Origin of the sequence: Pyrococcus woesei (assembly GCF_050496105.1) — an archaeon.
In the GTDB taxonomy this organism is placed as follows: Archaea; Methanobacteriota_B; Thermococci; order Thermococcales; family Thermococcaceae; genus Pyrococcus; species Pyrococcus furiosus.
This window is the reverse complement of the sequence record NZ_CP179867.1, coordinates 1,767,258-1,793,162: the sequence shown is the minus strand read 5'-3', so window position 1 is coordinate 1,793,162 and position 25,905 is coordinate 1,767,258. Positions and strand designations below refer to the sequence as shown.

Sequence of the window (25,905 nt, the reverse complement as noted above, 5' to 3'; positions counted from 1 at the left end):
AAAGAAGTCATCCAGAAACTTCAATGTTTATTTCAGAGAACTCTGTAGCTCCATAGAGGAATGGGCCTACCCAATTGTCGGAGTCAAGGTAGTCTGGTACCCAACCTACTATGTAAACGTCGTAGTCTCCATGTTCTGTCTTGGAGAGGTAAACTGGCCATTCATAAGATTCAACTGTCACTCTAAATCCAAGCTGGCTCCACACGTTTTGGATTAGAGTCATCACCTTCTCACGCTGGGTGTTACCAGCGTTGTAGATGAGGGTTATTGAATACTTACTTGGATCAACTCCTGCTTCTTGTAACATTTGCTTGGCTTTAGCAATGTTGTATTCGTACTTGATGATTCCGTACTCGGTATATCCAGGCCATGGCTTTGGAATTGGTCCCCAGTTCCTCTCGAGGAGGTTGTTGTAAACTACTTTTGCTATTTGATCATATGGAATTGCATATGCTAGGGCCTGTCTGACTTTTACGTCGTTGAAGGGTTCTTTCTGGGTGTTGAATACTATGAACGTTAGAACTGGCAAGAGTATGTCGGTCTGCACTACCACTTTATATCCATCCTTCGTTACTCCTTGGACGTCTTCAATTTTGTCCGTTGGTATTGCTGCTACGTCAGCTGTTCCAGTGGTTAAGAGTTGTACTCTGGCAACAGCATCGTTGTTTATGATGTAGATAACTCTCTTGTGTCCTGGGTTGCTTGTTGCATTCCAATAGTATGGATTGTATTCAAGGACTATGTAGGAGTTCTCTTGGTACTCCTTAACATAGAATGGTCCAGTACCAACTGGGTACTTGTGCATTAACTGGTGAGTTGGATCGTCGACTCCTTCTTGCACATAAGCCTCCCAAGCGTCTGGGTTCTTACCATAGTTGCTTGCCTTGAGTGCTTCTTCATACTTGTCTCCTAACAAGTACTCCATTGGAACTACGCTTAGGAATGGATCTGCCACTATGTTTAATACTGCAGCGTATGGGTGTGGAAGGACAAGCTTGAATACTCCGGCAGTTTCACCGTTGTATCCGAAGAAGTTGAGTAAGTCTTGTAGAGACTTAATTTCTGCAGTCTTTCCATTGTACTCTGCTATAAGTGGGTTGTTCTTAACGTAGTTGTTGAATTCTTCCTCAGTGAGTGCCTGGGAAGCTGAGACATTCATGAATTCTGTAACCATCCAACTAACTGAGTGCCCTAACCTAGCAACACGCCAGAAGGTGAATACAACATCAGTTGCATCTATTGGATAAGTCTTGTCATTCCATGGATCATAAGCCTTAACTCCTCCCCTTATAACGAAGTACCACTCGGTGCCCTCTTTGTTGTGGGCCCATGCAACTGCCAAGTCGGGGGTAACTTGCTCAGTCTCTTCTTTCCAGTAAGTGACTAAGGTGTCTCCAATCTCGTGCCAGATCTCCCATCCAAATGTTTCATATGTCCAAGCTGGGTCAAAGCTTTCGGGCCATCCAATGGTAGCTATTACATAGGTTTCTGGGTCGTTCTTATAGCTTCCAATTCCTGTATCAACTACCGGAGCGTTGGGGTCTTCCCAGAGAAGATCATATCTCTCTGGGAGTGTCGGGTGGTAATATCTTCCCTTAACCCAGTCCCAGTAGACACGGAGTTGCCTGTTCTGTCCAAGTATGACTTCTGGGACATAATAGTTGCCCAGGATATAGAGAGCCTTGAATATTTCAGTTCTTACTTCCGGATTAGTCTCTCTTCTGGCAGCTATTACAAGAGCATCAACGTTTGTATCCCTAAAGAATGCTGGGTTTATTGCACCAAATCCCTGACCTTGCTCCATTAACTCTTTAACGCTTGGAGTGTTTTGCTCATCCACCACATAAGTTACGGTAATTACCTTCTTTCCAGATGGAATTGAAACGCTTGGTTTTTCACCTTTGGGACCAACTACAACGATAGCTGTTCCAGTATCGACAACTGTAACTTTTCCGAGCTCCAAAATTGCTTGGGTTACTCCGCTAGGAGTGGTTGTTTGGGTTGGGCTTCCAGTTTCTGTGGGTGTTTGGGTCTGAGTTTGGGTTCCTCCTCCAATACATCCACTTCCAAAAGTTCCCAATACCATGACTCCAACAAGCAAAATTGCTAACAGTCCTTTCTTCATTTGGCCATCACCTCGAGTTTTCAGTTAATATCTAAAGTGTACTCAAGCTATAAGTTTTTCGATGATGTGGTATTTTTAACCCAATATGCTAGAAATTTTGGCATAATATTTATCATAATGTTCGTAATAAATATAAAAATATAACAAAAAGTTAAGCCATAAATAGCTACTTGAACACATTAGAGCATTTCAAATAAACTTTCGTGACCATATCCATACATCACTGGAAGTTTTCTATTTTTAGGGCTCAATCGTTGTTCCGTTGTGATCTCCCTTTATTACTCTGAATAAGTCTTTTGCATCTTCTTTTCCAATAACGATAGTTTTTATTCCTGTTCTTGCAATTATCTTAGCCGCTAATGGGTCGATAACACTACTGCTTCCAGCCTTTTCTATTCCTTTACCCACAATTTCAAGAAGCTCTTCCGGCTTCATTTTCTTTATCTTCTTGGCTGTGGGATCTTTTTTTGGATCTGCTGTATATACTCCATCAACATTAGTTATCACTACCAATAAATCTGCCTTAAGAAACTCTGCCAAGAGCGCTGCTACAGCATCGGTAGTGTGCCCTGGGTGAGTTCCTCCCATTACAGGTATCTTCTTAAGCTGTACTGCCTTCCACGCTTCCCAAAAGTCTTCAACTACAACTGGATATGCCTTTTCCCTTAGAGCTGCTATGAGAAGCATCGCATTGGCTCTTGTTATCTGAATCCCTATAAAATCCTTAAAAGTTTCACTAGAATTGAATTTTTCTGCAACTTCAATGTATTTTCTAGCCAATTTCCCCCCTCCAACAACCACCGCCACTTCATGATCTTCGCTAACTTTTGTGAGCTGGTAAGCTATCTCTTTTATGAAGTCTATATCAGGATTCTCTGGAACCAAGACAGACCCTCCTATGTCAAACACTATCCTCATGCTTTCACCAAATTACCTTAAGAAGTAACGATTTTAAATGTTCTCTAGGTCTTCGAAGTTTTGTAGAATTCTCAATCCTTTTTCAGTTATCTTGTAATATACCCTCTTTCCCTTTCTATATGCCTGTTCAACTAATCCCAATTCAAGTAACTCCTTAATGTGCTGATGGACTGCTTGGTACTTTAGAGGTTTCCCAAGTAAGCTCCAGATCTCATATGCATACATTTCTCTTTCTTTCAACAGCCTAAGTATCTCAATTTTAGTTGGTCCAATTGAAAATTTCTCTTTTCCACCTTCTCCAGTTTTTAAACCAGAACCTGTAACTACTAGTACAACTTTGTCTCCTTTTTCTATAAACCCATTTTCTTTAAGCTTTAGCAAAGCCGGCATGACTACGGCTGAGGATAATTCTGCATAAATGCCCTCACTTGCAAGTAATTTTTCTCCTCTCATGATTTCTTCCTCATTTACAATTACTGCAGTACCTTTGCTTTCTTTTATAGCTTTAACTGCCTTGTTTTTCATAACTGGATTTTTAACGTACAAGCCGAGAGCTTTTGTTTCTGTGCATTTCTTCTTTGTTCCCAGAACTTCAGATGCTATAGGATTGCATTTATCAGTTTGAACGGCTATCAAATTAGGAATTTCCTCAAGAACCCCGATTTCCATTAACTCCTTAAATCCCTTGTAAATTGAATAAATATAACTTCCACTACCAGTTGGAACTACTACGTGGGTGGGATTTAGCTCTTCCCAAAGTTCAAAGGCTATTGTTTTTTGACCTTCAAGTCCAATAATATTATCTTCTGGCGTGACGTTATAAAGGCCATTGAGCTTTGCTATTTCCCTTGCATACTCTATTGCCTCGTCAACACTTTCCCCAAATCTAATGATTTTGGCCCCAAAGGCCATCATCTGTATTAACTTCCCCCTGTCAACTTTCCTTGGGATTACTACAAACGCTTCCTTTTCAGCTCTTGCAGCATAAGCTGCAACTGAAACTGCAGCATTTCCATCACTAGCTACAATAAATCCGTTGGATGCATAAGGTAAACCATAAGAAATGGCAACTGTAGCTAGTCTATCCCTAAATGAACCTGTGGGATTTCTAGTTTCATCCTTAATATACACATCTATCCCAATTTTTTCTGAAATTCTTGCCTTTATTAACGGAGTTCCACCCTCTCGCAGTGTAATCATTCTCTTTACAGGGGGAAGAAGCTCTCGATATTTCCATACAGAAGAAAGTCTGTTCTTCCACTTTCTAACATCTACTTTAGAGTAGTCATAGCTAATTTCAAGTTCAGCCCCACAAGTACAAAAGGGGGGAATAAAAGTAGTCCACTCTCTCCCGCATTTCGGACATTTCATGGCATCACCTCAGTCGAATGGTGTCGAGATTGTTTGGAGCCCTAGTGGAGAGTCCAAACTTCTTGTGAATGCTCGTAGCTAAATCCAAACATTTTTGAGGCTCCCCATGAACTGTAATTACCCTCTCGGGTCTTGGTCTAACCTTAGCTACGTAATTCATTAGTTCTTTTCTGTCAGCATGACCCGAGAATCCATCAATTGTATGAACCTCCATGTTCACTTTTATGACCTCTGTTCTTCCACTTTCTCCTATCATTGGAATCTCTCTAACTCCACTCTGCACCTGTCTTCCAAGTGTTCCTTCAGCTTGATAACTTACGAAGATGATTGAGTTTCTCTTATCAGAGGCCAACTGCTTGAAATATTCTACGCTTGGTCCTCCAACTAACATACCAGAAGAGGCTATGATTATTGCGGGCTCATTGCTATCAATAATGTCCTGCCTCTCTTTCGAATTGGCCACTGGATGAAAGATTTCACTTAAGAATGGGTTGTAGTCTTCCTTGAAAATTTGTTCCCTCAGTGTTTTGCTTAAATATTCGGGATACGCAGTATGAATTGCTGTAGCTTCCCAAATCATTCCATCGAGATATATTGGGACATCAATGCCTCCGACTCTTGCGTACTCCTCTAGCACCATCATTATTTCTTGAGCCCTCCCCACTGCCATTGCTGGAATTAGGACTTTTCCTCCCCTCCTTATGGTCTGGTGAATGACTTCTATCAACCTCTTCTCCGCTTCTTCCCTGGGCATTTGAATATCATTAGCTCCACCGTACGTTGATTCCATGACTAGAGTTTCAAGTCTTGGGAATCTGTAACTTGCTGGCTCTAATAATCTTGTTGGAATGAATTTAAAGTCTCCAGTAACTGCAATGTTATGCAACCCATTCCCTATGTGCAAGTGAACGATTGCTGAGCCTAAAATGTGGCCAGCATTGTGGAGTGTTAGCCTCACGTCGGGAGATATATCTCTAACTTCCCCATAATCTAAGGTTATTGTGTGCTTAATGACTTCCTTTATGTCTTTAGGCTTGTATAATGGCTCCTGTCCATTGCTCTGTTGAATCTCCACAAAATCCTTTTGGAGTAACACCATTAAATCCCTAGTAGGAGGAGTTGTGTATATTGGCCCATCGAATAAATTGTATCTGAATAAGTATGGAAGCATTCCACTGTGGTCAAGATGAGCGTGAGTAATGACTATTGCATCCAGTAAGCCCTCTTTCAATACATATTGAAACTCTGGAGCGTCAAAGTGTGGAAATGCCTTATATGGATCATTTAAGGCAGCAACGTTAATTCCAAAATCAACCAACACGAAACTTTCATCAGTTTGTACTAATAGTGCACTTCTACCTACTTCTCTAAATCCTCCAAGTCCAGTTATTCTAATCCACCTGCTTTTATATTCGGGCTTTCTGTAGATATTTCTCCCAACTTGCCTCAGGAACTTTCTTCTATCCTTACTTTCAGTTTGAAGAATTTGTCTGATTAGGTAGATAGTCTGGCTCTGAAGTGGAGGCGTTCTGACAACTTTGGGGGCCCACCTTACTTTTTCGGTGATTAGTCTAAGAGTTTCACCATTTTTTCCAATTACTAACCCAGGTTTCTTTGCCTCAATTAGAACTTCTCCTACGGATGGATCAAAAGAAATATTCGTAATTTCAGCCTCTTTTGGAACAATTTCCAGAATTAACTTCTCAGCCTCTTCAGGAGGTAACAAAACATCTGGATCTGGTCTAATACTTATCCTCTTCTTTAGAATTTTCGCCAGCTCTTTTATAAGCTCCCCATCTTTCATTACAACCTCAGGATTTTTAACGTAAATGACTAATTCTGGCCCTTCAAATTCTATTTCGGTTATTTTTGCTTCTTTTGGTATTTTTTGAGCTACCTTTTCTCTTATCTCCTTAAGAATTTCTTCAACCATGGTTTCCCTTTTAATCAAAATTGTCACCTCCTTGGACTACTTTAACATTTTTTCTAGTTCTGCTCCTCTGTATTCTTTGTATCCGTCTTTTGTTATCGTTACAACGAGCAATCCATCTCCTGTGAACACATCTCTCTTTATTGCCACATTAATTGCCTTTACAGCTAACTTGATACCATCATTTACACTCATTTCTTCTCTATATTCGGAATCTAAAATTGAGTATGCAAATTCCATTCCAGAACCTGCAGCGGCATAGTTATCTTCAGTTATTCCCCCCACCATGTCAACAGAAAACAGTCTGGGTTTCTCATCGTATCCTCCAACCAAGAACCATCCCAAGTAGGGGAAGTACTTTGACCCGTTCAAGATGTTTGCAAGCAGGGTTGCTAATGCCTTAACGCTCATCTCTTTTCCTACGGTAGATTTGTATAGGTTTGCCTCGGCTTTTAAGAGTCTAACTAAGTTGAGTATATCTCCAACGTCTCCCGCCCCTGCAATTGCCAAATGCTCGTCAATCTTGTGAATCTTTGTCACGTTCTTTGCGTAGATAATGTTTCCTAGGCTAGCTCTTGTATCTGCTGCAAGTACTACTCCTTCCTTACAAACTAGGCCTACTGTAGTTGTTCCCTTAAGTTTCTCTTTCAAGTGCAACACCCCTTTTGAATATTACCCAGAGCGAGCTAGAACAGAAAAAGACTTCTCAGCTGGGATAAAGCACAAACTTTTATATAAACCTTTCGCTTCATGGAATGCCAATTCTGTCTAAGTAAATGTTTACAAATGCTATAACATGGGAAGTTAGATAGGGTTTTGGCCCTATTGTTATCTTTGGCACTAATCCTTCTAGAAAATTGAGCTCCTCCTCTGTGAATCCATTTTGATCTCCTAGTATGAATCCCACGTTATCCTGTGGGAATTTAACTTTCTCAATATCTACTCCGTTCTCCTCAAGCAAATACAAGTTATACTTAATGTTTTTCCTTACCACGTCTTCAAATGTCATCCTGCTAATATAAATACCGGGAAGAACTTCCCTTTCTTTTGTTGGCTCCTTTATATCTTTTCCGGCATTTAGTATTTTACCAATTAGCTTTGCAGTAGATACTTCATCAGGATTCAGAGTTTTTGGTTTAATTTTTGCACCTTCAAAGCGAATTGTCTTTGGAGGGTCAGGTGGTCCATATAGAACTGTGTATACTCTAACATTTTTTCTAAAGGAATGAGAGAGTTGAAATGCTGCATTTAGAGACCTACAAATCAAGTCAAGCCTTCCGCTTGTGCCAGGGATGTCTTTAATGGAGTAATCAAAAGCAGTATGGGCTGTAGAGGACTTTATAATGAATATTCTCACTTTTGTTCCCTCCCTTAAACTAGAAGATCAATGTGAGCCGTTGAAATTCTGTCTCTTACTTCGATTCCCCTATCCCTAAATATTATCCCTAATTCAATGGGTCTATCAGGTCTTGATCTTCTCCGGATTAATATTCCGACTTCATCTCTTATTTTGTCAACGCTCATTCTAGAGAGGTGAAAATACAATAGTTGAAGAAAATTCTTGTAGTCATGCATTTCCTCTAAGAATTCTCTATGTTCTAATGGGAGTTTTGGGTAAATGTGCTTCATGAAGAATTCATAAAAGTATCCAAAAGTCTCTAGCGAAGTAACAAAAAGTAACCTGTAAAATTCTGCATTTTTTGAATAGAAAAGAGAATTAAGCACAAAAATTCCTCTTCCCAGGATCTTAGGTAATTGCGATAATGGAATGCCGTGGCTTCTAAATGTTAGCATGGAGCCCATAATTTTCAGCCCTATAAATTGATTTTCGCCATATTTAAGGTATATCTCATTGAAAAAGGTGTAAATTTTTCTGGGTTTTCTTAATATGGTTGGGATTAGGTTATCTAATAAGTAGAGAGCCCTTCTGATGGCCTCTCTGTCCCCAATTAAAATTGTCTCAATTCCCTGAATTGAAGTTTCCTCTATATAGTTTGTATCCAAATGGAAGTCAAATATCCGGTTCCATGGAGGAATGTTGTTTTTATTTAAAATAGAAAAATCCATTAACGATACCAAGACTTCTTTATCAACTTCACCTAACCTTTTCTTAATCCTTACTATTGGGTGAAAGCCACGAGGGTAAATGGGGGATAAAGGAATAAAGGTGAGATCTTTGAGAGTCAAAATTGCCTTTATGGCCTTTCCTATGCTTCTTTCTGGAAGTCTCAACTTGAGGTCTTGTTCAAGTATCTTTATCTTCTTCATGGTCCTCCCATGTATTTAACTAATTTTATCCCTTAAGATTCTTCCGCTTTAGACTCACTCTCCTCTTGCTGTTCTTCGTTAGGAGACTCTTGCTCCTCGGCAGACTTGGGCTTTAATAACTCTTCAATGGTTGGCTCAAATTCAACTTTCTCATATCCTATAAATTTCAAGTCACTTTCGAGAAGAATTTCGCCCAAAATTAGTGTCTTTGGATCAATATCAACGTCTTTGAAGTTTAGCTTTACATCTTTTTCACTAATCTCAATAATAACCTTATCTTTGTCAATCATTGGCAGTCTTAGTTCTATTAGTGCCTTAATCTTTTCTATTGGATCTTCAATTTTCTCAACAACTTCAACTTCATATACGAGAGTCTTTCCTGCTAATGGATGATTGAAGTCTACTCTAACTCTTCCTCCGCTAACTGTAAGAACCCTACCTCTCATTTTTCTCCCATTTTCTGTTTCAACTTCAATTTCTAGCCCAGGGTACGGGATTATTCCAGATTTTCTGAACTTTCCAAGTGGGATAATCTTAATTTTTCCTGGATCTCTCAATCCAAAGCCTTCTTCGGGTGGAACTTCAATGACGTATTTTTTCTTAACTTCAAGCCCTATAAGTCTCTTGTCTAGTCCGGGCAATACGTGTCCCGCTCCAACCGCTATAGGGACTGGCCCATAGATTCCGTTTGGATTGTATATTCTAGCTTCTTTTGCAACATCCTCATAAGTTGTGTCGAAGATTTCTCCAGTTTCTTTAACCTTTCCAGTGTAATGAAGTCTTATGACATCTCCTTTCTCTACTTTCATTTTTCTTCCCCTAACTCCGTATTGAAAGTTTATTTTTAAGCTTAATTATGAAAACTGAAGACCTACTAAATTTTCTAGTAGTATGGCTTCGGCTCTTAGTGAGGAGTCACTCTTTCCTTTTAGAATAATTAAGCCCTCCCTGGGAATTATTATACTCGTCTCATTAGCTCCTTCAGCTGGTCCCATTATTATAACTCCCAAGTGTTTTTCATTGCCGATAAGCCCAAGGCCTACTTGTGCCTTTACTAAAAGGCTCAGATACCTAATGTTTCTCCTTTTCATAGTCTCTTCGTAGGCGTACATCTTTGCCGATTCATTACTTAACCCCCTAGCTATAGCTTCGGCATAAAAGTATCTTTTGAATAGTGTTGAAACCAACAATGTTACTTCGCTTACAGCAAGAGTTCTCTCAGTACAGCTCCCCTTAAACTCATCTGGGTTTTTTGAGCAAGTCTTAACTTCCGGTGATCCTACCACTATAGTAAACTCTTCATACCTCTTTTCAAGTACAAAGTCGGGAGGAGATTTTGGGTTATAAGAGAGAGTTATAATGTACCCAATGCTCCCCTCAGGAGGCTTCCAGCCTTTTAATCTGGCCTCTATATACTCATTCTGAGAAAGGACAACATACGTGGAATTTGGGAATTTAATTACGATGTACTTTTCTTGAACAAAATCGGGAGAAGATATAAGAATGCTGTTAAATTTGGCATATCCATATGCAGTAATCCCAATACTTGCTAAAATAATCGTAATCAAAAAAATTCCCGCTATATACTTTCTCACATTTAAACCTCCAGGGAAGAAGAATTAAAGAAGAAGAGAAGGGATCACTCAAGGTTTGCAATGTAGTCGAGCAATGCCTCTGCAGCTGCTCTGGTTCCTTCTCTGTCGCTACCTGCTACTAGGACTACACCGTAGCCTCCAATCTTGCCGCACTGCTCCTTGTAGACGATAGTCCATCCTTCCTTACCAGTACCGAACTTCTCGGCCCACTCTTCGTAGGTGAGTGGAACTCCTAGGTCTTCAGCTAAGGCTGCAGTTACCTTGTTGACGACTGGACCACCCACTAGGATTAGGTTGCTGCCTACGTTCTCTAGTCCTTGCTCAAGGACTTCGGTGTCAAGGACTGTGATTGGAGCGGTTAGCTTCTGTGGAATATAAGCAACCTCTGGACTGACCTCAGCTTTGACGTCTACAACTTCATAGTCATCAATTGACTCTCCTATTGCTGCCTCTACTGTCTCATACTGTGTCTCCAGTGGCTCGATGTAGATGTAGGCTGTTAGTGTACCGTACTCTACATCGTCTTTTTTCTTCTTCCTTATCGTTGCCTTGTAGTCTACAGCGTAGGTGTTGAATAATGGCACTCTCTTGTCGGAGAGTGTGTTCTTGTTTTCAAGGGCGAACCATATAATCTTTCCACTGTCGACCTTGAACTCTGCTATCCATCCAGGCATTATTTCGTCTCCACTCTTTACTGTCTTGAGGTCTGTCCAGACGTGGAGTTTTACTGCGTTTGTACCGCTGATACCTACGAAGGTGTCCTTTATCTGGATTCTTATGCCTCCGTCGAAGAAGGTTTGTGCCTCTGTACCACCAACTGCGAGAGTAGTTGTCTCAGTATCTCCACTTGGGCTCTCAACCTTTATGAATGCCTTGTCTCTTGCAACATCAATATCAAGGATTGTGACCTTGTAGTCTCCGAAGTTGTATGTTTCACCCTGGTTGTAGTAGTCCTCGCCCCAGTCCTTACCATAGGTGAAGCAATCTCCACAAGCTGTTTCTTGAATGTCTTTTCCAATGAAGACTATTGGATATTCATTGTCAAGGATCTTTAGGGTTTCTCCTTCACCAACTCCTGACTTAAGAACCTTAACTCCCTCTATGGTGTAACCGTCGTAGTCTGGATAGAACTTTGCGAGTGTGCTGTTGTCAAGGAACAAGTTTGTGATTAGGTTTACTTCTGGTATTGTTTCATCCTTTGTTATCTTGTCAACTGTAGGTTGTCCTTTGAGTGTATAGTTGTATACTACAAGTGATATGTTTGCAACCACTGTACTTACGTTAACTGTGAAGTCCTCAAAGTCGTCAATTACATCAACTTCACTGTCAGTTATGCCGTCGAGAGCAATTCCCTTAAGTGTTAGGTTTGCTGCAAGGTCATAGCTCCCAACGCTTCCAATATTGTCAATCCTGATCTCCACTGCCTTGTCATATACACCATCATTCCAAACTGATGTTGAGAAGTTAGCTACAAAGTCTGATCCGTTCCACCAGGCTGGTACATCTTTTAGATTGTCTCCAACCTTGTATTTGTGAGCTGTATTTGTGTCGTAGTTGTCAAAGACAGGTATCTTTTCAATGGGTTCGGTTACATCCTTCCTTGCAACCACTGTAGCGTCGGTAACTTCAACATCCTTCTCGGTGTAGAGTAAGCTTCCAATTGCAGCGGCAATATCGGCTGCGCTCACAACGTCCATAGCAGCTCCTTCACTACCAACAACGATCTTAACGTTTGGCTTTCCATCCTTAACAAAGAAGTCCTTTGGTATCTCGGGGACTTCGCCTTGGGCACTTGCAAAGCCAAGGGTTGCACCAGCTACTGCGGCACCAACTGCAAGGGCCGCAATCTTCTTAACTTTCATTTTTCTCCACCTCCCAATAATCTGCCCATACGGGCTTCATCTATATGTGTGTCAGTGCGGGGTATAAATACTTTTCGGTTCCAAACCCTTTCTAACGATTAAAGAAGCTCGCCAATCGCCGTAATAGATTTTAGCAGCTTCATGATGTGTCTATGAAATTTTCGGTGTTTGCCGATAATATCTATTTCTATTCTGCCAGTAAGGGTCTATGAACTAAATCGTTGACTATACTTGCTATTTCCGAAAGAGTTGATTGAAGCTCTGCCGGGTCTATATTTATTATTTCAGGTTCAATTATTATAAATGCTAGAGGGGCATATTTGGCAGCTAAAACAAAAAGAGTTTTTAAATCTGAGAGAAGTTCCACACCAGCTAAAGCCTTTATTCTAACTTTATTGTCCTCTAGTGGTATTTTTTCTTTCTCGGTTACCTTAATTTTGTTTATTTTACACCCTTCTAGAAATAGGGCCTTACTCAAATTTTCTTCTATCTCCCCAAGAGAGTTACCGTAAATCTCTACTGCGAATCTATATCTTATTAGATTTTCTTCGATGATCATCCTCTCAATTTCTTCTTCAGAATAACCAATTTTGGGTTTTGGCAGAGCATCGAGTTTTGGGTAAGCTACTACAGGGCCAAACTTATCTATGAGTGCGCCAACTACATATGCTATTCTTCCCAATATTGGAACAAGCTCTTTTGCATGTATCTCGTTACCCTTCACATTTTCAATTTCAACTATTGTAGGTCCATACTTCAAAACTAAATCAACGATATTTCCAAGTTTTCCCTCTACATGGGCTTCAACGACTGTTGAATATTTAAATTTCTCGTCTTCTTCATTTTCAACGACTTTATCCCTATATATTCCCTTTATTTTAACGTTTCTCTCTTCTTTTAGTTTTTTCTCAATTTCCATGCTAGAAGTTTCTACGGCTTTCTTATCATTTCCTAGCACTTCAATATAAAAAATTGCCTCTATTAGCACCATATTACCACCACATTCCCCTGTATGTTTTCCTTTGATATTCTCCAACTATAGGGATTTGTTCACCACAGTATTTGCATTTTCCATCTTTTATTTCATACCTTAATATCTCAAATCCCCATCTTTCTATTAGTAATTTTCCACAACGTGGACAGTATGTATTTTCTCCTTCATGTCCAGGAACATTTCCGAGGTACACGAACTTGAGTCCTTCTTCTTTGGCTATCTTATAAGCTTTTTCCAAAGTTTGTATAGGGGTTGGAGGTAAATTCAACAGTTTGTAATGTGGGAAGAAGCGTGAGAAGTGTACTGGGGTATCATCTCCGAGCTCTTCCACAACCCACCTGGCAAATCTTCTAATTTCTTCTTCATTATCATTAAGAGTTGGAATTATTAAGTATGTTAGCTCAACGTGAATTCCAAATTCTTTTTTGGCAATTACTGCGGTTCTTCTGCTCGGCTCGCCACTTGGCACACTTGAAATTTTCATGTAGAATTTGTCGTTAAATGCTTTTATATCAATGTTCATGGCATCTATGTATTTTGCTAACTCTCTAAATGGCTCCTCATTTATGTAACCATTTGTTACCAGAATATTGTTTAGTCCTTCCTTCTTAGCTAGTTTTGCTGTGTCCAAAACGAACTCATACCATATGGTGGGTTCGTTGTAAGTGTAGGCTATGCTCTCGCATTCGTAGTGTCTTGCTAACCTCACTATACTTTCTGGCGTTGCATCTTGAAGGTAAGGGAAGCTTTCATCCGCTTGACTAATTTCCCAATTTTGGCAGTGCTTACAGTGCATGTTACATCCTACAGTTCCTATTGAAAATGCACAGGAGCCTGGCCAGAAGTGAAATAGGGGCTTTTTCTCTATGGGATCGAGGGCTATTGAGGAGACCTTCCCATAATTTAAGGTATAGAGCTTTCCATCTATGTTAATCCTAACTTTACAAGATCCTCTTTTTTCTGGGTTTATAATGCAATTTAGCGGGCAAAGCTTGCATTTAACTTTTCCATCCTCTAGGGGCTCCCAATATAGTGCTGTTCTCATCACTACCTTATGAGCAAAGGGCATTTATATATCTACCCCCAAACTAATATGAGGAGATGTGGAATGAAAATTTATGTTCTGGGTGCTGGGGCTATAGGCTCGCTTTTTGGAGGGCTACTTTTCGCTGCAGGTGAGGATGTTGTTCTTATTGGCAGAAAGCCCCATGTAGATGCAATAAATAAGAGAGGGCTTAGGATAACTGGGATTATAGAAGAGGTGATAAAAGTTCCTGCTACAATCTCTCCTCCCGAAGAAAAACCAGATCTAATAATACTCGCAACAAAATCGTACTCTACAGTAGAAGCCCTTAGAGCCTCTAAAGCGATTGTGGAGGACACTTGGATATTAAGTATTCAAAATGGAATAGGAAATGAAGATGAAATAAGAAAGTTCGGGGGAAAGCCTATAGGAGGAATAACTACAAATGGAGCTATCTTAGTGAGCTCAGGGGTTGTGAAGTGGACGGGAAAAGGAATAACTGTAGTTGGTTTATACCCTAAAGGGCGTCACACATTTGTTGACAAAATTTCCGAAATTTTCAATAGAGCGGGATTAGAAACTATTGTAAGTGAGAACATTGAAGGGTGGATATGGGCAAAGGCAATTGTTAATTCTGCTATTAACCCCATTGGCACTCTGTTACGGGTTAAAAATGGGGCAATTCTAGACAATGAGGAATTGCTTTCTGTAGCAGTAGAAGTTGTGAAAGAGGGGTGTAAGGTTGCGACGCAAAATGGAGTAAAATTAGAGGTTCATCCAATAGATTTGCTATTCCAGACATTGAAAAAAACTAGGGAGAATTACAATTCCATGCTCCAGGATATATTAAAGGGGAGAAAGACTGAAATTGACTACATAAACGGAAAAATAGTTGAGTATGCCAAATCTGTTGGGCTTGAAGCTCCCCTTAATTTTCTTCTGTGGGGGTTAATTAAGGGAATGGAAAAGTTACATGGAGGAGTGGAAAATGTTTGGGGCAAAAGAGAATGATGTGTTTAAACTAATAAGGGATCATTTGACAATGGTCGGAGATACATTAAAATACACCAAGGAGATGTTTGTTCAGTATTTGCAGGGAAACATAGGAAATGCCGAGGAGCTGTTAACTAAAGTCGAGGAGAGTGAAACTCGGGCCGATAAGCTTAGGAGAGAAATAGAGCTTATGCTTTACTCAGGAGCCTTTATTCCGGCAAATAGAGGGGATTACATAAGACTTGTAGAGCTAATAGATAATGTTGCAGATGCTGCGGAAAGTGCTGCCCATACCCTAATATTTGCTAAGCCTGCAGTTCCCCCGGAATATAAAGAAAAGATCCTTATTTTAATCAACGAATCCCTAAAAACATTTGAGTACCTCAAAGAAGCTGTTGTATCCTTAGAGACTGACGTAGATAGAGCACTTGAATATTCTAAGTCCACTGAAGCTCAAGAAGAGGATGCCGATAAAATAGAATACTCTTTGCTGAGAAAGATATTTGAAGATGAAAACATTTCCACTTACGCAAAGCTTATTTGGAACCAAATTATCACAAAAATTGGAGATATTGCCGATAGGGCTGAAGATGCTTCAGACCATATAATGCTTATGGCCGTTAAAAGGAGGTGATAATGGTGAAGGTGCTTGTAGCTGCCCCTCTTCATGAAAAGGCTCTAAATATACTAAAAGATGCTGGTTTTGAAGTTATTTACGAGGAGTATCCGGAGGAAAATAGGCTTTTAGAATTAGTTAGAGATGTTGAAGCTATTATAGTTAGAAGTAAGCCAAAGATTACAAGAAAGGTAATAGAAAATGCTCCAAAATTAAAGGTAATTGCAAGAGCTGGAGTTGGATTGGATAACATAGATGTTGAAGCTGCTAAAGAGAAAGGCATTGAAGTTGTTAATGCTCCAGCAGCCAGTTCTAGAAGTGTTGCAGAGTTGGCTGTTGGGTTGATGTTTGCAGTTGCTAGGAAGATAGCTTATGCTGATAGAAAGATGAGGGAAGGAAAGTGGGCGAAGAAGGAGTGTATGGGTATAGAACTTGAAGGAAAAACCCTTGGAATAATTGGATTTGGAAGAATTGGCTATCAAGTTGCGAAGATTGCAAGAGCTTTAGGCATGAAATTGTTACTTTATGACCCCTACCCTAACGAAGAGAGAGCTAAAGAAGTCGGTGGAAAGTTTGTGGATCTAGAAACACTGCTAAAGGAGAGCGATATAGTCACAATTCATGTTCCATTAATTCCGGAAACATATCACCTCATTAACGAAGAGAGACTTAGGCTTATGAAGAGAACAGCTATTTTAATAAACACTTCGAGAGGGGCTGTAGTCGATACACAGGCCCTAATTAAAGCTCTTGAAGAGGGATGGATTGCGGGTGCAGGGTTAGATGTATTTGAAGAAGAGCCTCTTCCAGAAAACCATCCACTAACGAAATTTGACAATGTTGTTCTAACACCTCACATAGGAGCCTCAACTTACGAAGCCCAGGAGAGAGCGGGAGTAGAAGTAGCGGAAAAAATTGTAGAAATACTAAAGAAGAGCTCTTAATCTCCTATAGATCCTTTCTAATCTCTTTTTTGGAACTCTTGCTTTTTTGGCAAGCTCCTCTATCTTCCAATTAAGGAAGTCTTCAGGCTTCGTTATACCTACCTTCTTGAGCTTTTCTATGGTCTTTGGACCAATTCCCTTTATGGAGAGCAAAAATTCTTCGAAGTCTCTGCCCATGCTCTGGCCACTTGAAAATTTTCCTCTCTCTTTATCTTCTTCCTCTTTGGGAATCTGGGGAGGCTCAATGTATTCTGGAACTTCAGGCGGAACTTCACTAACATATGGCTCTATAACTATTGGATGGAAGACATTGTCTTTATCTTCTGCTTCTTCGAGAAGTTCCATCTCCGGAAATTCCCCAGTTTTTACATACACTTCCAGGGAATTTGCAAGCCTGTGGAAAATGTGGGCGTGCTCGAGAATCCTCTTTTTGGCATATTTCTTTGCCTGCTTTGTTGTTATTAAGAACTGCCAGTCACTTGATTCAATAAGAAGAAGCTCTCTGCCAAGCTGATCCAATGTCCTATCTGTTAGCTCGTCTCTTCCAAGGTATTTGCTAGCTAATGCCACCATTCTATCTTCCGCCAAGTGGATTATTGGCCATGTCCACTCAACTTCTGGGTTCCACCATGTATAGTGAGTTCCGAACATTCCCCAGGAGCCTTCAGGTAGCTCTATTTCATACCTTTTACCATCGAAGTTGTCTAGAAATTCGGATATTGTCGTAGTCTTAATTCCTAGCTTCTCGGCAAGCTCCAAAACTTTTCCTAACCACTTAACCCCCTCGAACCACCAGTGTCCAAATAGTTCGGTATCATAGGGAGCAACTACTATTCCATATTCTCCTTCTTTTTTCTTGAATTCTTCTAGAAGGGAGGATACCAATGATATAAAGTGCCTTGCATGTTCTTCAACTCTTTCCATGGCCTTTTCTGGCACATAGGGCTCTTTTCCTCCAAGGTCAATCTCCTTAGATGTAACCCTCCAATACTGTCCTCCACTTTTCTCGGCCTTCTTGTGGAATTCTCTATACCAGAAGTCTCCTGGGTACCCTATGTCTGCGCTCCACACTTGAATCCCCGTTTCTCTATTTCTTGCAAAAACGGCAATTCCATTTTTAAGGAAGTAGGGTCTTAGCGTCGACTTCTTGGTTTTTTCGGGTAAAATCTCCCCGTACTTGGAAGTAGCTGGTCCTTCGTCAATTAGATGACTCTCCACGAAAAAGTAGTCTATCCCATACTTCTTAAGGAAGTGCTCAATTCCCTTCCTCCAAACTACCTCTCCTGTACTCGGGCTTCTCCAGTATCCATCAGGCCTGTATGCACACTCGGGTAACCACATTCCTCTGGGCCTTCTCTGGAAATACTTTTCGTAAGTCTTTATCGCATTTGCAATTTGACCTTCGATAGCTTCATCCCTTCCCAAAAGTGGGAGGTATCCATGAGTTGCAGCTGATGTTATTATTTCAAGGTAACCTGCTTCTTGGAATTCTCTAAATTTTCCTATAATGTCGCCATTAATTTCCTTCCAATACCTATAAACATCTTCAAAGTATGTTATCATGTAGGCTATTGCTTTTTTCAATTGATCGTTCGTGTATTTTGTAAGATCTTCTTTCATAAGCTCTAATTTTCTAGTGATATACTTTTCGAACTCTTTTTTCATGTATTCGTCGTTTAGTTGCTCCAATAGCACTGGAGAGAAGCTTATAACGAGTTTGAAGTTTACACCTTTGTTGCGCAACTTTTCAAACTCCATAAGTAGAGGAATGTATGTTTCTGCAATAGCCTCAAAAACCCACTCTTCCCCAAAGGGCCACTTTCCGTGCTTTCTTACATAAGGTATATGGGAGTGTAAGACAAAAGTTAAGTATCCTCTCATGGCTAATTCCCTATGAAAAGATTTATGAAGAGAGTATTTAACGATTTTGCCTATATCTTAGCTTTGTTTACTAAAAAATGCTTTATGTATATAAAATATAGAAAACTGTAAGTCCTGGGTAAGAGATGTAAATAACCACCCCATCTTTATAAAATTGCAAAACTAACCTTAGGGGGGGTATTTATGAAAGAAAGCATGAGCAGTGTGGATATAAAATACATAACCGAGGAACTAAAAGACATGATAGTGGGTTCGAGGGTTGAGAAAATTTATCATGAAGGTAATGAAATTAGGTTTAAACTTCACAAGACGGGAGTAGGAAGGGTAGATTTGTTAATTGAGGCTGGAAAGAGAATCCACATAACTACTTACGTTAAGGAGAATCTACAGCCAACTTCATTCGCGATGCTTTTACGAAAATATTTGTCTGGAAAATTTCTTGAGGATATAAGGCAATACGAATTCGATAGGGTAGTTATCTTGTCGTTTGGTGAATATTTCCTCATCGCCGAACTTTTTGGTAGGGGGAATATTATATTTGTAACTAAAGATTGGGAAATAATTGGGGCTCTTAGATATGAAGAGTTTAAAGATAGGGCAATAAAACCAAAAATTAAGTACGTTTTTCCCCCTTCTAGAGCTAACCCCCTAAAAGTTAGCTTTGAAGAGTTCAAAGAGATAATATTGAACTCCCAGGGAACTGAAATCGTGAGAGCGCTTGCGAAAAATTTTAGCATTGGAGGCTTATATTCTGAAGAGACTCTCCTTAGAGCAAAAATAGATAAAGATAGAAAGGTTGATGAACTAAGTGAAGAAGAATTAAGACTCGTATATGATACTCTTCTAACAGTTCTAAACGATGAAAAAAAGCCTAACATTGTATATAACAAAGAAGGGGTTATGGTGGATGTCGTTCCAATAGATCTACAATGGTATCGGGAATATACAAAAAGATATTATGAATCTTTTAGCGAAGCTTTGGATGAATACTTTGGAAAGCTAACAATTGAAAAAGCAAGACTCGAAAAAACCAAGCAACTAGAAGAAAGGAGAAAGGCTCTTGAAATTTCTTTAAGGAGAATTGAAGAACAGATAAAAGGATTTGAAAAAGAAGCCATGACTAATCAGGAAAAGGGTGACGCGCTCTATGCCCACTATTCCATTGTAAATGAAATCTTAAGAGTTATTTCCTCAGCATTAAAGCAATATGGAGTTGAAGAAGTTAAAAAGAGGATAGAAGAAGGAAAGAAAGCTGGCTACCCTTGGGCAAAAATGATAATCGACGTAACCGACAACAAAGTAACGCTCAATTTGGATGGGATAAAAGTTTCTCTCGATGTTGAAAAATCACTAGAAGAAAATGCTGAGCTTTACTATGAGAGGGCGAAAAAAGCAAAGAAGAAACTGGAAGGAGCAAAAATAGCATATGAGGAAACTAAAAGAAAATTAATAGAGCTTGAAAAAGAGATAGAGCGAGAGAGTAAAGAAATCAACATAAAGAAAATCACCCGCAAAAAGAAAAAGTGGTTTGAAAAATTTAGGTGGTTTATTAGCAGCGAAGGTTTTCTGGTCATCGGAGGGAAGGATGCTACAACGAATGAAATCGTTGTTAAAAAGCATATGGATGAAAATGACATCTATTGTCACGCAGACATATGGGGGGCTCCTCATGTTATTATAAAAAATGGTAGAAATGCCAGTGAAAAAACGATCAGAGAAGCTTGTCAATTTGCCGTTGCCATGAGTAGAGCATGGAGCGAGGGATTAGCTTCGGCAGATGCTTACTGGGTTTACCCAGAGCAAGTTAGCAAACAAGCCCCTGCTGGAGAATACCTACCCAAAGGAGCCTTTATGGTGTATGGGAAGAGAAATTGGATTCATGGGATCCCTCTTAAACTTGCGGTTGGAATAGTTAATGTTGAGGGGGAAGAGCTTGTCATGTGTGGTCCAGTTGATGCGGTAAAAGCTCATACAAACAAGTATGTAGTGATAAGGCCTGGAGGATTAAAGAAGAGTGACCTTGTAAAGAAAATCCAAAAAATATTTGAAAAATGGGGATATAGGGTCTCTGAAGAAGATATAATGAGCGTTTTGCCCCCAGGACATGGAGAGATTGAGGAGGTGGTTGAATAATGTTTAAGCTTTACTCTCTTGCAAGAGAATTTGCAAGGGATTTACTTTTTGAAATTAATGGAGATGTAGTTACCTTATCAATAAAGGGGGTCTTACTTGCTAATACTTCTTCAACTTCTTCAAATTTCTCGATATTTGAGGTTTCCGAAAATGAGTTCATCTTAGCAATACAAACCTCTGGATATGTAGTGTATTTGGGAATTGAGGCGGAGGAAGAAATCGAAGAGGAAGTTTATCCTTCACTTGTGAGAATTATAATTTCGGAAGTAATGCCTATTATAAATAACTTAGTTCAAGTGGCAAAGGAGTTAAGCTATAAGGGAGCAGATATCCTATTAGACGACAATATGTCCTCTTCGCTTAGGGAGGCTATGTACAATTTATTGTTGAAGCATAAAAAAGGCAAGAGTCCATATGAGCAGGTGGAGGTAGCATAATTTGGATATTTTTTAATCTTTATCGAATTAGTTTTGTAAATTTTCCAAATCTAATTATAAAATTTACAAGATAGTAATTTGTATGTGAAAATTTGTTTAATTTCTTGGAAAAAGTTTAAATATATCCTCAACCAAAAACACAATGGTATGAGGGAGATTATAAATTATGATGGTCCAGAAATCTTCAGGGAAATAGTTTCACAGAAGTTTACAAGATTAGTTGAAGCTCTCGAGGCTTTGGGGGTTAAAATTAATGAAGTCTCATTGAGGGGGAGAGAAATTACTGTAAATAGGTATATGGTCTTGTACATTGTAGGGGAGATTGTAATTTCAGAGAAGAGTGGTCTTTTCTTGAGGGAAATTAAGCACCTAATTGGTCCAATTTTAAGGAGTATAAATGATGAGATCCAAAGAGAGGTTCGCCCTGTTGGATATTACTCTTATATTGATGTTGATAAATTTAGATTGAGCATGAGTAGAGAGCAAGAAGAGAATCGGCAGAACATTGTTGTTGATGTGCCTGAAGAATATGAAAAAGAAGTGAAAAGAGTTGCCAAGGGTATTGCAATCTTCCTTTCTGACAATAATGTAAATTTTGACACCCTTGTTATTTCAGGATATTTAGTGAAAGACATTCTTAAAATAAGAGTTGTTCTAATGCCAGTGGGTGAATATGAGGAGGATAAGCTAGAAAAGTTGCTTAGAGGTGTAGCAGAGAAATATACCTCATACCTAAGAGAAAGAGGATTGAAGGCTATTTTGGATGATATTGAAGTTATAACAACTAAGATTAAGCCCTGGGTATCAATTGCATTAAAGAGGAAAAGATTAGCCGAAAGGGAAGCCTCACAAATAGTTTCCGATGAGGATATACAACTTGTAGTCCAAAAGTTTAGAGGAAAGTTATCTAGGAACTAGATGAGAACCATCACAAGTGGGATAAGAATAATATCCCTCCCTACAGGAACCGAATGTTATTCCAGCTTCTTCAATTTTTTCCCTCGCTGTCCTTAATATCTCCATTCTCAGATCTTTTTTGAGGTAATAATATCCTTCATATTTTTCGGTGTATAGGGGCTCTAGTTTTTCCATTAGCTCGGGAAATTTTGCTTTCATTCTTGCCTTAATGTCAGGCCTTAGTTTTAAGGTTGAGACTGTTATATGACTAACAAATTTCAATGCTTTTAGAGTTTTGTCGAAATCTTCCCAGGTGTAAAAGGGAATAATTGGATCTATTCTTGCGTACACAGGAATGCCTTCTTTCTTTGCAAGTTTTAGTGCTTTAATTCTTTCTTTAGGAGAAGGCGCATTTGGCTCCAAAAGTTTAGCCTTTCTTTCATCTACCGTTGTTACTGTAATTCCGACTGCACACCTTAGCTCTTTAATTATATCTAGGTCTCTTATAAATATATCAGACTTCGTCAAAAGTAAACATCTTATATCATATTTTTTGAATAGCTCTAGAACTCTCCTCGTTATCGTGAGATCCTTTTCAATCGTTGGATAGGGATCTGAGGAGTATGACATCGCAATTATAAAGTTCTTATTAAACTTCCTTAATTCCCTGTCTAACGTAGGAAGCAAGCTTTCTTTAATTCTCACTTTAAAGGCTTTAGGAATGTAGGATGTTATGTAACAGTAAACACAAGCATGATCGCATCCAGTGTAGGGGTTAAGGGTGTATTTAAACGGGCAAGTGCACATATTTGATTTCCAGGGGTCAAATGGTCTGATGTACATTTTCATTTAATGCTTGAATGGAGAAATTAATTTAAATTTTTAGGGTCAATCCAGAAGGGTGATGGAGGAATGAGTAACATAGTGAAGGGAATAGTAAAGTGGGTTGAAGGAGAACAGTTCATTGGGGGTATAGAAGGGGAAAACTGTTCGGTTATTTTAGGAGAAGGCGGAATAAGCCCAATGAAGCTTTTATTGCTCAGCGTGGCAGGATGTACTGCCTATGATGTAGTGATGATCCTAAGGAAGATGAGAGAACCTATAAGAGGTCTGAGGGTGGAAATCGAGGGAGTTAGGCGAGAAGAGCATCCGAGAGTGTATAAGGAGGTAACTATCCACTATAAAATCTATGGAAAGGTTGACGAAAAGAAGGCTCGAAGAGCAATAGAGCTTAGCCAAGAGAAGTATTGTTCTGCCTCTGCTCATCTAAAATTGGGTGGAACGATAGTTAGATATACTTTGGAGATTTTCGATGATGAGCCTCCATCCCATGCTGAAGGGTGATGAGTGCACATCAGGCTGAGCTTTATAACTTTCTCTTTGATTTTATTTTTGGTGGTTGATATGGTAAAAATACCGAAGTCTCATCCACGATATTGGAGTCTTTTGTATAGAGAAAAAATAATTGAGGGGATGGAGAAAGGGATTACAGCCAAAGCAGGGCTTATTGCCCATGGAAGGGGAGAAGCATTTGACTATTTAATTGGAGAAAAAACAATCCCACCAGCAGAAACTGCAATGAGAGCTGCAATTGCTAAATTACTCCTTGCGAAACACCCTGTAATTTCTGTAAACGGCAATGTTGCTGCTTTAGTTCCTAAAGAAACAGTTGAATTAGCAAAAGTTCTGAACGCAAAATTGGAGATTAACTTATTTTATAGAACTGAAGAGAGAGTTAAGAAAATTGCTGAAGTCCTTTATGAGAATGGAGCCGATGAGGTTCTGGGAATTAACCCAACTAAAAGAATTCCAGGATTGGAGAGTGAGAGGGGAAAGGTTGATGAAAATGGTATCTGGAAAGCTGATGTCATTTTGGTTCCTTTAGAAGATGGAGACAGAACAGAAGCATTATGTAGAATGGGAAAATTTGTAATAACTGTGGATTTAAACCCGCTCTCGAGAAGTGCCAGAATGGCTGATATAACAATAGTGGATAACATAGTTAGGGCTTATCCCAGGATGATAGAGCTCGCAAAAGAAATGAAGTCTCTCCCAAAAGAAGATCTAGAGAAGATAGTGGCCACTTATGATAACTCAAAAGTTTTGAGTGAGGTTCTCATACACATTAGAGATAGGCTCACGAAGCTTGCAGAGGGGGGAATCTGGAAAAAAGAAAAACTTGACATTTAAAATGCCCCGACTAGTTTCCTCAGGCCCATAATTAATTCACTTTCGCTCTCTGCTTTTGAGACAACCAAGGGGACTCTTTCTTTTTCTGCAATTTTTATGGCTAATTCATCGAGTCTTTTTACTCCATGAAGCACTACCATGGCAGGCTTTAAACCCTGCACTCTTATTGCTATCATTGGGCTTCTTCCAGTTGTTACTTTTGTAAAGACAAGAGCTCTTTCAGTCGTCCAACCATAGAGCTTAAGAAACTCTTCTGCAGACATCTCCAGGATAGCCTGAATGCTATCGACAATAGTGTATCCGTAAATCTTCCTATCTATCAAATCTGGGTTGGCTACTATTTCGCCTTTAACGGCATTTACAATATCCTTTACCGTGACTGGAATGTTAAATTCCCTTATATCAAGGATTGCACTTGTTGGAATATCCCCGCCAAGGGTTCTACTAAACGCTCTAATTACATTTCCTCCTCTCTTCTCATCGATCTCCAGAAGAGCCTCAACAAACTTCCTTATAGTTGAAGCTCCTGGGCTCTTTCTTCTTCCACCCTCATAATCACTAATAACAGAAGATGACACTCCAAGATACTCGGCAAGTTCACTTTGGCTTATGCCGAAAATCTCTCTCCATTTTCTCATAGTCTTTCCTGGGTCGGGGGATAAAACAATCTCACCAGCAATTCTTTTTGCCAAGATTTCCTTTTCCTTTTCAAGCATGAAGTTATATTTTCCTGGTCAAATATAAATATTTCGGCGATTGCCTAAATCCCTAGTTTTTCTAACAAGCTTTTTAGGATGTCAAAATCCTGCTTTAGTTCCTCCTTTAGTTGAGGTCTATAAAGGGCCACTGCTGGATGATATGTTGGGAAGATATAAAGAGTACCAAAAAGTGTTTTTGCCTTGAAGACTTTCCCATGAATTTTGCTTATTGGCTCAAGATCAAATCCAAATTTTTTGAGGATGTAATTGGTGGAATGCCTTCCTAATGTAACGATAACCTTTGGCTTTATAATATCTATCTGTTGATCAAGATATGGGGAGCATGCCTTTATTTCTTCTTCTGTCGGATCTCTATTGTTTGGTGGCCTACATTTAACCACATTTGTTATATAAACATCTTCTCTTGTTAGTCCAATCCCATCTAATAGTTCATCTAAGACTTTTCCAGCTTTTCCAACAAATGGTAACCCTTTTTGATCTTCCCAGTACCCTGGGGCTTCTCCAATGAACATTATTTTTGCGTCATAATTTCCATACCCGGGAACGGGATTAGTTCTTAGCCTCCACAATGGGCATTTTTTACAGGTGAGTATTTTTTCTTCTAGCTTTTTCATTAGCTCATGCTTTGACATTTAATCACCTTTTCTCTCTTTGAGTTGTAGCCGTGCTTGAGAGAGATAAGCTTGCAGTAATTCTACCCAGGCAGTGTAGTAGCCTTTCTCATAGTCATCTCGAAATTCCTGATTCTTTATTTCTTCAAAGTTCCTAAGAAACTCTTTTATTCTCTCTTCGTCTGGATTATTTAGAAGCATTATAATGAGTGAATCGGTGTCATTATCCTTTATTGCGCTCATGAAGCCATTTAAGGCCTTTAGATATCCTCTTCCCCATTCATCTTCTTCTTTCACTAGCTTTTGGAGTTTATCTAAGTGTGATTTCGCTTTATCAAAATCTCTCCTTAAGAGAGCCCTGAGAAACATTTCCATGCGCATTTCTCTGGCTGGCATG

25 protein-coding genes are annotated in these 25,905 nt (G+C 39.4%); 8 read left to right on the top strand and 17 right to left on the bottom strand.

Annotated elements, in window-relative coordinates:
• Positions 1-7 precede the first annotated feature (7 nt).
• The 12 genes from ACMFNG_RS09920 to amrS all read right to left on the bottom strand — a co-directional run bounded on the left by ACMFNG_RS09920 (position 8) and on the right by amrS (position 14,108).
• On the bottom strand, positions 8-2,125 hold the full coding sequence (locus tag ACMFNG_RS09920) for an ABC transporter substrate-binding protein (protein ID WP_011012555.1): 2,118 nt from the start codon (positions 2,123-2,125) through the stop codon (positions 8-10).
• A gap of 240 nt (positions 2,126-2,365) precedes the next feature.
• The gene (gene pyrH, locus ACMFNG_RS09915; protein ID WP_014835405.1) at positions 2,366-3,043 is read right to left on the bottom strand and encodes a UMP kinase; all 678 of its coding nucleotides are present in this window, start codon (positions 3,041-3,043) and stop codon (positions 2,366-2,368) included.
• Positions 3,044-3,076: 33 nt separating this feature from the next.
• Positions 3,077-4,414 (bottom strand): threonine synthase, encoded by a 1,338-nt coding sequence (gene thrC / locus ACMFNG_RS09910; RefSeq protein ID WP_011012553.1) that lies wholly within the window; start codon positions 4,412-4,414, stop codon positions 3,077-3,079.
• Positions 4,415-4,418: 4 nt separating this feature from the next.
• Positions 4,419-6,365, bottom strand: a complete 1,947-nt coding sequence (locus ACMFNG_RS09905) for a beta-CASP ribonuclease aCPSF1 (protein WP_014835404.1) — start codon at positions 6,363-6,365, stop codon at positions 4,419-4,421.
• A gap of 18 nt (positions 6,366-6,383) precedes the next feature.
• Positions 6,384-7,004 carry an archaeal proteasome endopeptidase complex subunit beta gene (gene psmB, locus ACMFNG_RS09900; protein ID WP_011012551.1) on the bottom strand — a complete coding sequence of 207 codons (621 nt, stop codon included), beginning with the start codon at positions 7,002-7,004 and terminating at the stop codon, positions 6,384-6,386.
• Positions 7,005-7,092: 88 nt separating this feature from the next.
• On the bottom strand, positions 7,093-7,701 hold the full coding sequence (gene trmY / locus ACMFNG_RS09895) for a tRNA (pseudouridine(54)-N(1))-methyltransferase TrmY (protein ID WP_011012550.1): 609 nt from the start codon (positions 7,699-7,701) through the stop codon (positions 7,093-7,095).
• A 14-nt stretch (positions 7,702-7,715) separates the two neighbouring features.
• A complete protein-coding gene (locus tag ACMFNG_RS09890; RefSeq protein ID WP_011012549.1) occupies positions 7,716-8,612 on the bottom strand; it encodes a hypothetical protein in 897 nt (298 codons plus the stop codon).
• Positions 8,613-8,644: 32 nt separating this feature from the next.
• Positions 8,645-9,421, bottom strand: a complete 777-nt coding sequence (locus ACMFNG_RS09885; protein WP_011012548.1) for an FKBP-type peptidyl-prolyl cis-trans isomerase — start codon at positions 9,419-9,421, stop codon at positions 8,645-8,647.
• A gap of 45 nt (positions 9,422-9,466) precedes the next feature.
• Positions 9,467-10,207: a hypothetical protein gene (locus ACMFNG_RS09880; protein ID WP_011012547.1), complete on the bottom strand. Its 741-nt coding sequence runs from the start codon at positions 10,205-10,207 to the stop codon at positions 9,467-9,469.
• 44 nt (positions 10,208-10,251) lie between these two features.
• Entirely contained in the window at positions 10,252-12,069 is a 1,818-nt protein-coding gene (locus tag ACMFNG_RS09875) for an S-layer protein (RefSeq protein ID WP_011012546.1), read from the bottom strand.
• Positions 12,070-12,256: 187 nt separating this feature from the next.
• Positions 12,257-13,060 carry a hypothetical protein gene (locus ACMFNG_RS09870; RefSeq protein ID WP_011012545.1) on the bottom strand — a complete coding sequence of 268 codons (804 nt, stop codon included), beginning with the start codon at positions 13,058-13,060 and terminating at the stop codon, positions 12,257-12,259.
• Between the two features lies 1 nt (position 13,061).
• Positions 13,062-14,108, bottom strand: coding sequence for an AmmeMemoRadiSam system radical SAM enzyme (gene amrS, locus ACMFNG_RS09865; RefSeq protein WP_014835402.1), 1,047 nt, complete (start codon positions 14,106-14,108; stop codon positions 13,062-13,064).
• A 63-nt stretch (positions 14,109-14,171) separates the two neighbouring features.
• Between amrS and ACMFNG_RS09860 the strand changes: the two genes are divergently transcribed.
• From ACMFNG_RS09860 to ACMFNG_RS09850, 3 genes are read left to right on the top strand one after another with little or no spacing between them, the layout of a single operon-like run.
• A complete protein-coding gene (locus tag ACMFNG_RS09860; RefSeq protein WP_011012543.1) occupies positions 14,172-15,098 on the top strand; it encodes a 2-dehydropantoate 2-reductase in 927 nt (308 codons plus the stop codon).
• Positions 15,076-15,714, top strand: coding sequence for a TIGR00153 family protein (locus ACMFNG_RS09855; RefSeq protein WP_014835401.1), 639 nt, complete (start codon positions 15,076-15,078; stop codon positions 15,712-15,714). The genes ACMFNG_RS09860 and ACMFNG_RS09855 overlap by 23 nt, the downstream gene beginning before the upstream one ends.
• Before the next feature lie 5 nt (positions 15,715-15,719).
• Positions 15,720-16,640 (top strand): D-2-hydroxyacid dehydrogenase, encoded by a 921-nt coding sequence (locus ACMFNG_RS09850; RefSeq protein ID WP_011012541.1) that lies wholly within the window; start codon positions 15,720-15,722, stop codon positions 16,638-16,640.
• Here the strand turns inward: ACMFNG_RS09850 and ACMFNG_RS09845 are convergent.
• Positions 16,623-18,521, bottom strand: a complete 1,899-nt coding sequence (locus ACMFNG_RS09845; RefSeq protein WP_011012540.1) for a 1,4-alpha-glucan branching protein — start codon at positions 18,519-18,521, stop codon at positions 16,623-16,625. The two genes, ACMFNG_RS09850 and ACMFNG_RS09845, sit on opposite strands and share 18 nt — an antisense overlap.
• A 183-nt stretch (positions 18,522-18,704) precedes the next feature.
• Between ACMFNG_RS09845 and rqcH the strand changes: the two genes are divergently transcribed.
• The 3 genes from rqcH to ACMFNG_RS09830 all read left to right on the top strand — a co-directional run bounded on the left by rqcH (position 18,705) and on the right by ACMFNG_RS09830 (position 22,009).
• On the top strand, positions 18,705-20,654 hold the full coding sequence (gene rqcH / locus ACMFNG_RS09840) for a ribosome rescue protein RqcH (RefSeq protein ID WP_011012539.1): 1,950 nt from the start codon (positions 18,705-18,707) through the stop codon (positions 20,652-20,654).
• Complete coding sequence (locus tag ACMFNG_RS09835; protein ID WP_011012538.1) at positions 20,654-21,091, top strand: hypothetical protein; 438 nt, start codon at positions 20,654-20,656, stop codon at positions 21,089-21,091. The genes rqcH and ACMFNG_RS09835 overlap by 1 nt, the downstream gene beginning before the upstream one ends.
• A gap of 147 nt (positions 21,092-21,238) precedes the next feature.
• A complete protein-coding gene (locus tag ACMFNG_RS09830; RefSeq protein ID WP_223208978.1) occupies positions 21,239-22,009 on the top strand; it encodes a hypothetical protein in 771 nt (256 codons plus the stop codon).
• Here the strand turns inward: ACMFNG_RS09830 and ACMFNG_RS09825 are convergent.
• A complete protein-coding gene (locus tag ACMFNG_RS09825; protein ID WP_011012536.1) occupies positions 21,995-22,831 on the bottom strand; it encodes an SPL family radical SAM protein in 837 nt (278 codons plus the stop codon). The two genes, ACMFNG_RS09830 and ACMFNG_RS09825, sit on opposite strands and share 15 nt — an antisense overlap.
• Before the next feature lie 69 nt (positions 22,832-22,900).
• On the opposite strand from ACMFNG_RS09825, the gene ACMFNG_RS09820 reads away from it, so the two are divergent.
• Together ACMFNG_RS09820 and ACMFNG_RS09815 are read left to right on the top strand one after the other, a co-directional pair.
• Positions 22,901-23,332 carry an OsmC family protein gene (locus ACMFNG_RS09820; protein WP_011012535.1) on the top strand — a complete coding sequence of 144 codons (432 nt, stop codon included), beginning with the start codon at positions 22,901-22,903 and terminating at the stop codon, positions 23,330-23,332.
• A 60-nt stretch (positions 23,333-23,392) separates the two neighbouring features.
• Positions 23,393-24,178, top strand: a complete 786-nt coding sequence (locus ACMFNG_RS09815) for a 4-phosphopantoate--beta-alanine ligase (RefSeq protein ID WP_014835400.1) — start codon at positions 23,393-23,395, stop codon at positions 24,176-24,178.
• On the opposite strand, the gene ACMFNG_RS09810 is transcribed toward ACMFNG_RS09815, so the two are convergent.
• The 3 genes from ACMFNG_RS09810 to ACMFNG_RS09800 are packed head-to-tail and all read right to left on the bottom strand — an operon-like array spanning position 24,175 to position 25,904.
• Complete coding sequence (locus ACMFNG_RS09810; protein ID WP_149586330.1) at positions 24,175-24,894, bottom strand: helix-turn-helix domain-containing protein; 720 nt, start codon at positions 24,892-24,894, stop codon at positions 24,175-24,177. The genes ACMFNG_RS09815 and ACMFNG_RS09810 overlap by 4 nt on opposite strands.
• 44 nt (positions 24,895-24,938) lie before the next feature.
• On the bottom strand, positions 24,939-25,529 hold the full coding sequence (gene udg / locus ACMFNG_RS09805) for a type-4 uracil-DNA glycosylase (RefSeq protein ID WP_011012532.1): 591 nt from the start codon (positions 25,527-25,529) through the stop codon (positions 24,939-24,941).
• Positions 25,530-25,904, bottom strand: a complete 375-nt coding sequence (locus tag ACMFNG_RS09800; protein ID WP_014835399.1) for a hypothetical protein — start codon at positions 25,902-25,904, stop codon at positions 25,530-25,532.
• Position 25,905 lies beyond the last annotated feature (1 nt).